Raw genomic sequence first — 11,242 nt, forward strand, 5'->3', positions numbered from 1 at the left:
GCCGACGACCCTATCCGGCGGATGCTTACGGCGTGCCGGCGGTGCGGCCTCAGCTCGGCACCGCCACCGGAGAATGGGTGTCCCCGGCTGAGGACACCTCGAGCAGATCGTCGGGACCGGCGGTGACCCGAATCCCGAACCGGCGGCTGACGTGTTCGATGGTGCGGCGTAACCACTCGGCGTCGGCCGAGGAGGCGCGATGCAGGCGCATCTGCTTAACCCGAAGCGGAATCATCTTCAGCGAGACCAGTTTTCCCGTCGCAGCATCGGCGGAGGCCAAATACAGCAGCCTGAGGTCGCCGCGGAACGACTCGTGTCCGCCGATGCCCTCGTAGTCGTCGATGACGTCACCGCAGCCGTACATGATCGGTTTGCCGCGGTAGATCTCGATCGGCCTGGGATGGTGCGACGAGTGGCCGTGCACGATATCGATACCGGCGTCGATCAGTCGGTGTGCGAACGCGATTTCACTCGGCGCTACCGCGTAGCCCCAATTGGTTCCCCAGTGCACCGAGACGACGGTGACACCATCGCTTTTGCCGTCGTCTTTGCCGGCCAGCAGCTGTGCCGCGACGTCGTCGGCGGCCTCGGGCTGGGACGGATCACGAACCAGCCAGACTCCGGGCCGGTTGTGTTGCGCGGCCCAGGATTCGGGGACACCGCTGGATGTGGTCGCGACCGAGCCGATGATGAGCCGGTGCCGGTCGCTGACCGTGACGACCGCCGGGCGGCGGGCGGTGGGCAGGTCGGGGCCCGCCCCGGCGCCCCGGATGCCGGCGGCGGCGAGGGCCGCGATGGTGTCGGTCAGCCCCCGGTAGCCGAAGTCGAGAATGTGGTTGTTGGCCAGCGCGCACGCGTCCGGTCGCAACGCCGTCAGCGCTGCCACGTTATCCGGATGCATCCGGTAACACACCGGCTTGCGGTCTGCGAATTGGTTGCTTGTGGTGATCGTCGTCTCCAGATTGACCACGCGGACGTCGGCGCCGACGTCGTCGAGGACATCGAGCACCTCACCCCACGGCCACCGCCAATCGACGGGACGCGGAATCGGCCCGTTCGCCCGCTCGGCCAGGCGGACGTACCCCGTCGCATCCCGCAGGTAGCGCTCACGCAATTCCGGGTGGCCGGGGTGCGGCAGGATCTGATCGACTCCACGGCCGAGCATGACGTCGCCGCCCAGCAGCATCGTCACCATATCCGCGACCACAACGGACCACCACCGCCCACAGTCAATCGGTACACCGCACTTCGGTGTACCCACCAACCAGGTTCCCCGCAAGCGGTAGAACATGAGGAGTGGTCGGTTACGTGGATGTGCGGGCCTATGCCGAGCTCAACGACTTCGTCGACCCGGAGTCGCGCGGTCTGACCGTGCGCCGACCGTTCCGCAGCCATCAGACGGTCAAGGATGTCCTGGAAGCGATGGGCATTCCGCATACCGAGGTGGACCTCATCCTGGTGAACGGTCATCCAGCAGATTTCAGCCACCGGCCGGCTACCGGTGATCGCATCGCCGCCTACCCGATGTTCGAGGCACTCGACATCGAGTCGACGACCCGGCTGCGCCCGGTGCCGTTGCGTCATCCGCGGTTTGTCGTCGACGTGAATCTCGGCCGGCTGGCGCGGCTGCTTCGACTGCTCGGGTTGGACGTGTGGTGGTCAAGCGCCGCCGATGATCCGGCGCTGGTTGACGTCAGCGTGGCGCAGCAGCGAATCCTGTTGACCCGCGACCGCGGGCTGTTGAAGCGGCGCGCGGTCACCCATGGGTTGTTCGTCCACTCCCAAAATCCCGAAGAGCAGACGCTCGAGGTGATCCGGCGACTGGACTTGCGACAACGGCTGGCGCCGTTCACCCGGTGCGTGCGGTGCAACGGCAGGCTGGCGGCGGTCTCCAAGGACGAGGTGATGGACCGTCTCGAGCCGCTGACGCGCCGCTACTACCAGGAATTCAACCACTGCCTGGACTGCGGCCGGATCTATTGGGCCGGTTCACATCATGCGCGACTGGTCCGCCAGGTCGACACGCTCCTCGACCGGCTGGCTACCGATGCGGCTCCGGGAGACTGAAAGTGGGTTTTCCGCCGCACGCTACGAGCAGGATTGCGGCCAGCGCCACCGATGGCATCGACGTGGCTGCGGCGGGGCCGTCAAAGATGCTGGCATGCAGCCGGTTTCGCACTATGACGGGGCGGTTAGGGTGCCGGGGTCAATTTGACCGCGGCCAGGTTCAACCGGTCGACGGCCTCGGCGAATTCGTCTTGTGTTGGGATCCGCGGGTCGCGGAATTTCAGCCCCATCATCCGTTGGGCGCGTTTGGGACCGTAGGAACGGGCGCAGCGCAGGAAGAGATCGGTTACCACCTCGCGGTCCCGGATGAGCTCGCCCCGCATTGCGGTCGTCTTACCGTCGTAGACGACCTGCGCGGGGGCGCCGCCGCGGAAATTCTGCTTCCACCCGGCGCCGGTCAGCGCGTACAGCTCGTTGTCGATCACATGGGCGCTCAACGGAAGTGAAAACTGCCGTCCCGTCTTTCGCCCCGTGAAGTTCAGCACCATCAGTTGTTTGCGTATCGGGCCCGCCAGCGGAGTGCCCAGGAGGAAGCCAAGAACCGGGTTGACGGCCCGAAGCAGGGCCGAAGGCGGGTGCCCGACGTCCACCGCGTACGACTGTTTTGTCATGCCAATACCGTAGGGCAATGCGGCCTGGTAGCGGGGGGTTTGCCGCACTCTCCTTGCCCGGTCCGCTGCTGAGGGACTTAGGCTTAGGGACCCAGGGACGTCACGAGCAGTTCTGGTACATATTCCAACAGGGTCGGGACGAGGCCGCCGAAGTGTGAGCCGGTGACGGTGAGGGTATTGAGTAGCGGCAGACCGGGCAGCGTCGCCGTCGCGGTGAGCGGTTCGAGCGGTCCGAGAAGCCCGTTCAGCGGCACATTGGCCGTGACGGTCAGTCCCGGCAGGAGTAGCTGCGTCGATAGGCTCTGGTGGCCATTGAGGAAGCCGTCGACAATGTGGGCCGGCGCACCGAAGAGTGCGGTGGCCGCTCCCACCGGGTCCCCCGTAGACACCGCGCCGAGAAATGATGTGGCGCTTGTTCCGGCCGCTATGGCTGCGTTGACCGGTGCGCCTAAGGCGTTGAGCCCCAAAAGTTCTGGAAGTCCGAGATTCAACTCGAGTGACAGGCCCGACAACGTCAGTGACGGCGACAGCGACATCGGGGCGGAGATTGCCTGATACAGCGTGGTGCCACCCTGAGCGAGGCGTGCGGGTATGCCCAGGAGCGGCAGCGGATTTCCGGTCGCCAGCGACGTGGAGATCAGCTGCGGATAGCCGGTGATCGCCCCAAGCAGGGAAGGTGCCGTTTTGTTAGTCCAGATATTGGTGATTCTTTGCAGATTGGCGGTGGTATTCGCGATAAGGCTCTGGAACGGATCGGTGCCGGCCGATGCCGCGGCGGCGGTGAATGAGCCCACATTGGCGGCCTCGGCGCTGCGGTAGGCGCCGGCGCTCGCGTTCAACACGTTGACGAACCGCTCGTGAAATGCCTGAGCTTGGGAGCTGACTAATTGATATTCCCGGCCAAAGGCACCGAACATTGCCGCGATCCCGGCCGATACCTCGTCCTCGGCCGCAGCCGCCAATGCTGTCGTCGGGCCGGCGGCAGTCACGCTCGCCTCTCCCAATGTGGAATGTATGGCCGCCAAATCTTGTGCTGCCGTTGTCACCAGCTCCGGCGTGAGCACAACGGACATTTCTGCCTCCCATCGGTTCCGTTACCGCGGTCGCTGGTCATCAAGACGACGGTCAGCTTAATGGCGAGCCCGCGATACCGGCGGAAAACGAGAAGTCTTTCCTGGATCGCCGTTCTTTCGGCTGGCCTTGTCGGGGTGCTAGCCGCTGGTCGCGATGGCGTCGCGCTCGATGCCCGGCTGCGCGCCCGGGTTCACACTTCGACGATTTCCCTTTTTGTGGTCTGGACGAACGCGACAACCTCGTCGTATTCGGCTTGGGGGACTTCAAATCTCTTCAGGGTTGCGTCGGCGTGCTGGAGGAAAATGGCCCAATCGCTTTCGCTGATGCGCATGCCGCGATGGGTAAGGGTCATGTCGCGGCCGCGGTAATACATGGGGCCGCCGGTTGCCGCGCATAGAAAATCGACAAGCAGTTGGCGTTCCCGCTTCAGGCCGTCTTCGCCGCGGTGCCGCCAAAACCGGCCGAGCTGCGGATCTTTTTGCAAGCGGTCCACAAGATCGTGGCTCACAGCGGAAATGGCGTCGTAACCACCCAACCGTTCGTAGAGTGTTCTGTTGGTCATCGTTGTCCATTCGGCTTGCGCTGGTGCGGGACACATACAGTTTTCGATCCAGATTGTCGTTTCGTGCAGTGAATCCGGAGTAGTGAAATCCGGCTATTTTCCCGCTCTTTGGGGCACACCCCAGAGTAATAGCGTAAACCGTTGTGTCTGTTGCACTCTGGGTGACCGAAATGATGTTTTGGGTCTGGCGGGCCCGGCTATTTGTCGCCGGTCAGTTGCGGGGGCGAGGCGCGCGGCTCACCGGCTCCCGCCGGCGGGCCGGGCGCTGGCCAGTTACTGCGTTACTGCGTGATCGTGGTCTGCTCGTCGATGACGCTGGTCGCATCCATCAACGGGCCTTGCTCGCTTTCCTGTGAGTCGGCGTTGAGCTGAAGCACGTAAACGGCGTCCTGACCGGGGATCACCACCGTCTTCTGGGCGACGGCGCGCGTCTTGCCGTCCCGCACGTAGGTGCCGCCCAGCTGCCAGGCATTGAAACCGCTGAGTGTGGACGCGGACCCGTTGCCCGAACCCTGGTATCCGGGCAGGTTCTGCAGTTCGCCGGGGGCATACTCGATGATCTTCGCCGGGTCCACGTTGCCGGTGAGTTTGGAGACCAGTGCGGAGATGGTGGGCGGGTCCTTGGGGTCGGCCGGCTGACTGTAGACGATGGCGCCGTACGAGGTGGCACTGTCGTTGGCTGTCTGCCAGCCGTTCGGCATCGGCAAATTGATCGTCGGCGAGCCGGGATCACCCAGGTGGACCGGGGTTTCGGTGATGTGGTTCTCGTTGAGATAGTCGGAGATGGTCTTCTTGGCCTGCGCTCCAGGTGTCGCGCTGGTCGAGGACGCGGATGTTGTCGACGTGGAACTCGTCGTCGACGACGTCGACGTGGAGGTCTTGGTTTCGGTCTTTGAGCCGCAACCGGCCAGTGCCAGGCTCACCGCTGCGACTGCGACTACCGCGGTCAGGTGCTTCATATGTTGCATCTCCCGAATCTTGGTCCCGGTACCAGCACCGGCGACGTCGGCACTGAGACTAGCCGAACCCGCACGAAACGCAGCCGGTATCAGTGCACGACTTTGACGCATACCGTTGCACCGGCGGAAATCTTCGGCCGGTTGTCGGTGTCAATCGCCTCGAAACTGCCACGGAACGGCACTACGTGCAGTAAGAGACAGCTATGCGGTCACGGAGGTCGCTGCGGGCCCTGGTGGCACTCGTCGCGGTGCTGGGTCTTTTCGTGCCGTTGCTTGCGGCTACGCCCACGGCCTACGACGGTGAACCGACCTTCGTCGCCAATCCGGTCGACCACGTCGACACGCTCGTCGGCACCGGTTCGGGCGGCGAGATCGTCGGGGAGATCAACAATTTCCCCGGCGCATCGATGCCGTTCGGCATGGTGCAGTATTCACCGGACACCCCCTACACCTACGCCGGCTACCAGTATCAGAATTCGCGTTCCACGGGGTTCAGCATGACCCACGCCTCGGTGGGTTGCGCTGCCTTCGGCGACATTTCGATGTTGCCGACCACGACCGCAATCGGGGCGCAACCCTGGCGCGCCGCGGAGCGGATCGCCCACGACGACACCGAGGTGGGGGTGCCCGGCTATTACACGGTGCGGTTCCCGGCGACCGGGGTGACCGCCGAACTCACCGCCACCACCCGCACCGGTTTCGGCCGGTTCAGCTACCCCCGTGACGGCCGGCCGGCGTCGTTCCGGGTGCGCTCGGGCGCGTCACTCGCCGGAAACTCCCGCGCCGCCATCGAGATCGGCGCTGACAACACCACCATCACCGGTTGGGCCACCAGCGGAGGCTTCTGCGGCAAGAGCAACACCTACACCGTGTACTTCGCCATGCGGTTCAGTAGGCCGTTCAGCTCCTACGGCACCTGGGACGGCTATGCGGTGTACGCCGGTGCCCGCCGGGCGCAATCCCGGTACAGCGGGGGATACGTGGAGTTTCCGGCCGGCTCGGTGCTCGAAGTTCGGACGGCGATCTCCTACGTGAGCATCGACGGAGCCCGGGCAAACCTCGCCGCCGAGGGCGGCGCACGCTTCGACGACGTTCGCGCGGCCGCCGCGACCGAATGGAACAATGCCCTGTCGCGCATCGCAGTGGCAGGGCGGGATCCCGGTGATGTGACGACCTTTTACAGCTGCCTCTACCGGTCACTGTTGCACCCCAACACATTCAACGATGCGGACGGTCACTACCTCGGGTTCGACGGTCTCATCCATACTGTCGCCCAAGGACATACCCAATACGCCAACTTCTCCGACTGGGATACCTACCGCAGTTTGGCCGCACTGCAGGGCTTGCTCTTCCCGGAGCGCGCCGGCGACATGGCACAGTCATTGGTCAACGATGCCGAGCAGAGCGGGTCGTATCCGCGCTGGCCCCTGGCGAATTCGGCAACCGGGATGATGACGGGGGACAACGCGGTGCCGCTGATCGTGAACCTATACATGTTCGGCGGCAAGGACTTTGATGTCGACACGGCGCTGCGCTATATGGTGCGGGGCGCAACTGAGGGTGGTGTCGGGCGGGGCGGCTATGTGGAGCGCCCGGGAATCGCCACCTACCTGCAGCTGGGTTACGGGCCGCAGACGGCGGAGTTTCGCACCGACGGCCGCATCGCCGGGGCTTCGATCACGCTGGAATGGTCGGTCGACGACTTCACCATCTCCCGATTCGCCACGGCGCTCGGCGACACCGCCACCGCGGCCGAATTCCAGGGCCGGGCCCAATACTGGCAGAACCTCTTCAACCCCAGCACCCGCTATATCTCCCCGCGCAGCGCGACCGGGTTCTTCCGCTACGGACCGGGGTTTGTGGAAACACCGGATGGCTTCGGCCAGGACGGATTCGACGAGGGCAACGCCGAGCAATACCTCTGGTGGGTGCCGCACAACGTCGCCGGCCTAGTGACCGCCCTGGGCGGCCGCAAGACGGTGGTCGACCGGCTCGACCGCTTCACCAAGAAGCTCAACGTGGGCCCCAACCAGCCCTATCTGTGGGCCGGCAACGAGCCCGGCTTCGGGGTGCCGTGGCTGTACAACTATCTCGGACAACCGTGGAAGACCCAGCGCACCGTCGACCGGGTGCGCGGGCTGTTCTCGGCCACGCCCGACGGGGCGCCGGGCAACGACGATCTCGGTGCGATGGCCAGTTGGTACGTCTGGGCGGCACTCGGACTGTATCCGAGCACCCCCGGCACCTCGATCCTCACCGTCAACACCCCGCTGTTCGATCGTGCCGTAATCGCGCTTCCGGCAGGCAAATCCATCCGGATCTCCGCCCCCGGCGCATCCGCGCCCGGCCGGATGAAGTACATCAGCGGCCTGACCCTCGACGGGCGGCCCACCGACAAGACGTTTCTGCCGGAGTCGATCATCCGCACCGGCGGTGACGTCGCATTCTCGCTCGCGGCCAAGCCCGACAAGGTCTGGGGCACCGCCCCGTCCTCCGCGCCGCCGTCGTTCGGTGCGGGCAGTTCGGCGGTGACGGTCAATGTTCCGCGGCCCATCGTCACGATTGCGCCGGGGACTACGGGGACCGTCACGCTCGACGCGCAGCGGATGATCGACGGCGCCGGCGATTACACGATCACCGGCATGGCCACGGTCGGGGGGATCACCGTGGCGCCGACATCCGGGCGGTTCGCCAACGATGGCTCGGCATCGGTGAACGTGGCGATCACGGTGTCGCAGGCGGTGCCCGAGGAGTACTACCTGGTGTATCTGACCACCACGGTGGGTGAAAGTAACCGGGGTTCGGTGGTGCTCGTCGTGGTCATGGATACGGAGTCGAACGAGTAGGTAAGCCGCCGTTGCGGAGGTGCGCGACCATGGATCGATCACCCGGACAAAGCATCTCGTCACGATCTGGCCGGCCGTGTGGCTGGCGGGCCGGGCCCTGGGCCGGTGCGGGTCGCTCAGATCATCTCGTTCTTGGTGAGCCAGCGCATGATCGGCCAGCCGAGAAACACCGGGAGCCAGCAGGTAAGCACTCGATACAGCAACACCGAGGGGACTCCGATGGCCGCCGGCACCCCGAAGGCGGCCAGTCCACCGATCAGCGCCGCCTCGACGGCGCCGACGCCGCCGGGTGTGGGGGCGGCCGAGGCGAGCGTACCGCCGACCATGGTCACCACGGTCACGGTGACAAAAGTGGTCCCGCCGCCGAAGGCCTCGACGCTGGCCCATAAGGCCAATGCCGCGCCGAGTGTCGTTCCGGCACAACCCAAGAGGATAATCGCTAGGCGTCGCGGTTCGCGGGCGAGCGCGGCCAGGTCGCTCGACACCTCCTTGAGCTTGGGACGCACTTCTGTCGAGAGCCACCGCCGCAGATTGGGCACGAACAGAAACGTGCCGATAATACCCAGCGCCACACCTCCGATCAGATACAGCACGGTGGCGGTCGGGACGAAGTGGGAGAGGTCCGCCGAGGTGCCCGCGACGGCGCTGAACAAGATCAGCAACGCCAGGTGGACGATCACCTGGACCGATTGCTGCAGCGCGACCGCCGCGGTGGCGCGCAGTGCGGTCAGGCCGCTCTTCTGCAGGAAGCGGGTGCTGAGGGCGAGCCCGCCCACGCCGGCCGGGGTGGTGGTTGCGGCAAAGGTGTTGGCCACCTGGACAATCGACAGCTTCATGAAGCTCACCTGGCCGTCGGCGCAGGTCCACAATGCCGCCGCCGCGCCCACATAGGTCAGCGCCGACACCGCCAGACCCAGCAGCGCCCACGACCAGTTGGCATGTTTGAGCTGAGAGAAGAAGGTCGGCACGGTGCTGATGAACGGGTATGCGACGTAGACCAGCGCGCCGATCAGCACCAGTTGAATGAATTGGCTGCGGCTGAACCGGGTAATGGTCTGGGTTTCTATTTCATCGGCGCCGGTTTGGCGCATCACCTCCGAGCGGGCGTTGGAGATGACGGTCTTGGCGTTAGCCACCGATTCGCGGATCCGTTTGGGCACTGCGGATTTGGTGAGCCGGCGCGAGGCCGTCAGGATAGTGTCGGCGCCGAAGGCGTCGATCGCCGCCGTCACCGTGGACTGCGCGTCGTACAGCGCCGTCGTCGTCACCAGGAGCTGGGCGATGTCGGATTGCAGTTGGGCGTCGGTGGCCCCGTATTCGGCGGCGCCGAACCCACCGAACAGCACGGTGCCGTCGTCGACGGTGATGGCGTTGCAGCGGAGGTCTCCGTGGGAGATCTGGTGGTCGTGCAGGATGCGCAGCGATTTCCACACGTGGGACACCGGGGTCTGGCTTGTCCACTCGTCGAGGGGGATCCCGCGAACGGGCTGGTGCGCATACAAGGTCCAGCCGCGTTCCAGGTCGGACAACGCGATCGTCGACGTATTGGCGACGCCGGCTTGTCCGATGGCGATGGACATCAGGGCGCGATGCTCGACGGCGCGGCGCATGGAGGTCTGCAGCGGCGCGGTCTCGGAGCCGCGCAGCCGCAGCTTCCACCAGAGTTGCCGCAGCGCGCCGCCGCTGCGTTGATGCGGGCCGTACAACTCGACCGCAGCCCGGGACTCGGGATCGGTCGAGGTGGCCGACAGAACCAGTGGCCCAGGTCCGCCCGGGCGCACGACGGTGAGCATGGAGGCGACGAATCCGCGTCTGGCCAGCGCGCGGACCGCGCCGTCCAGCGGCACCTCGAGCGCGGGGGTGCCGACGACCAGGACCACCAGCGCGCCGACGAACCATCCCACCGCCAGCCCCAGCAACGACCGGGCGGGGACGATGGCGCTGATGACGAGGTGGATCGGGACGAAGGCCAGGAGCAGCGCCCACCACCAATGCCGCCAGCGGGCCGGCAGCCATGGGCCTGAGACGGTGAGCACCGCCGCGAGCATCGCGATCCAGCGTGGGTCATCGAGGAACTGGGCGGGCAGCGTGGTGAGCTTGTCGGACAGGTCGAAATGCCAACGAGGTGCCGCGATGCGGTTGCTGTTGATGGACAACGGCAGAAAGGCCATGAGGGCGGCGGCCGCATACGCACCGAGCAGCTTCCATTGGCGGGACACGATCAGGCCGATGAGGATCATGAACGGCAACGCCAGAATCGCGATGCCGTAGATCAGGTACACCAGATCGGACTGGGCGGGCGACAGGACGCCGACGATCTCGGAGATGGATTTCTCCAGCGCGATCCACTGGGGGCGGGTGAACAGTGAACTTGCGATCACCGCGGGCAGGAAGACCGCCGCCAGGGTGAGCCGGATGATGTCGTTGGTGCGCCGGATTACCGGGGGCAGCAAGCTGCCGGAAACGGTGATGTCACGCCCGTCAACTCGCATGTTGTTTCCGACGATCCTTCGGATCTGGTTTCGCGCCGCGCTGTCCGCCGTGCTTGCCGTGCTGGTCGTGCCTGTCCTGTCGACAACTTAACCATTGCGGATAAGACGGCCGATGTCGGCTCGCGCCGGGGCGCCAGGCCGGGTTCTGGCCCCCACCGAGCATGCGTGGCGGGGTGCTCACCGAGCCGACCTGGCGTGTGGTCACAGCGGTCTCACGAGTATGAGGTTTGCTCATCTCCTCGAAAATTCAAGGGGACCAGGAGCTGCTGGTCATCGGCGTCCACTTGCGTTTGCGCCACGCCGCGTCTTCTCTCTCTCTTGTGGCGGGTGTTCGGGGATGTCTCACGTCAGCACCGGGACGGCCGCCATGCGGCCGTATCGAGTGTGCAGTTGCGGCTTTGAGGGTGCATGGAGGGCGAAGTATTCGCGATCGGGCCGCCGTGACGGCACAGTCGGCGCCCTCAGTGCACGCTCGGTGCCCTCAGTGCACAGTCGACGCCCTCAGTCTGTTCAAACCTTGCTTGCCCATTCAAAGTTGGCCAAGAGGGCCTGGTTAGCCTCCGGATAGTGGGCGTGACATTACGGTCATTTTGAGTCCGTATCGGGGTACGACGCCGCCGCGTCCGGTTGC

The 11,242-nt window shown here is 65.4% G+C and carries 8 protein-coding genes; 2 read left to right on the plus strand and 6 right to left on the minus strand.

From position 1 onward, the window contains the following. Positions 1–49 precede the first annotated feature (49 nt). A complete protein-coding gene (locus BST40_RS16975) occupies positions 50–1,195 on the minus strand; it encodes a CapA family protein (RefSeq protein ID WP_075548763.1) in 1,146 nt (381 codons plus the stop codon). Between the two features lie 101 nt (positions 1,196–1,296). Between BST40_RS16975 and BST40_RS16980 the strand changes: the two genes are divergently transcribed. Next, positions 1,297–2,067 carry a Mut7-C RNAse domain-containing protein gene (locus BST40_RS16980; protein ID WP_075548764.1) on the plus strand — a complete coding sequence of 257 codons (771 nt, stop codon included), beginning with the start codon at positions 1,297–1,299 and terminating at the stop codon, positions 2,065–2,067. Between the two features lie 125 nt (positions 2,068–2,192). Here BST40_RS16980 and BST40_RS16985 read toward each other — a convergent pair whose 3' ends face one another. From BST40_RS16985 to lpqN, 4 genes are all read right to left on the minus strand, one after another. After that, a complete protein-coding gene (locus BST40_RS16985; RefSeq protein WP_075548765.1) occupies positions 2,193–2,678 on the minus strand; it encodes a hypothetical protein in 486 nt (161 codons plus the stop codon). An 83-nt stretch (positions 2,679–2,761) separates the two neighbouring features. After that, entirely contained in the window at positions 2,762–3,751 is a 990-nt protein-coding gene (locus BST40_RS32580; protein WP_083154884.1) for a PE family protein, read from the minus strand. 191 nt (positions 3,752–3,942) lie between these two features. Next, a complete protein-coding gene (locus BST40_RS16995; protein WP_075548767.1) occupies positions 3,943–4,314 on the minus strand; it encodes a group I truncated hemoglobin in 372 nt (123 codons plus the stop codon). Positions 4,315–4,595: 281 nt separating this feature from the next. Next, positions 4,596–5,273 (minus strand): envelope biogenesis lipoprotein LpqN, encoded by a 678-nt coding sequence (lpqN, locus tag BST40_RS17000; protein ID WP_075548773.1) that lies wholly within the window; start codon positions 5,271–5,273, stop codon positions 4,596–4,598. Positions 5,274–5,476: 203 nt separating this feature from the next. Between lpqN and BST40_RS17005 the strand changes: the two genes are divergently transcribed. Further along, positions 5,477–8,119, plus strand: coding sequence for a GH92 family glycosyl hydrolase (locus BST40_RS17005; protein ID WP_083154886.1), 2,643 nt, complete (start codon positions 5,477–5,479; stop codon positions 8,117–8,119). Between the two features lie 116 nt (positions 8,120–8,235). Here the strand turns inward: BST40_RS17005 and BST40_RS17010 are convergent, their stop codons facing one another. Continuing rightward, positions 8,236–10,611 (minus strand): lysylphosphatidylglycerol synthase transmembrane domain-containing protein, encoded by a 2,376-nt coding sequence (locus BST40_RS17010; RefSeq protein WP_075548769.1) that lies wholly within the window; start codon positions 10,609–10,611, stop codon positions 8,236–8,238. Positions 10,612–11,242: the final 631 nt, after the last annotated feature.

Source organism: Mycobacterium persicum (assembly GCF_002086675.1).
GTDB classification, from domain to species: Bacteria; Actinomycetota; Actinomycetes; order Mycobacteriales; family Mycobacteriaceae; genus Mycobacterium; species Mycobacterium persicum.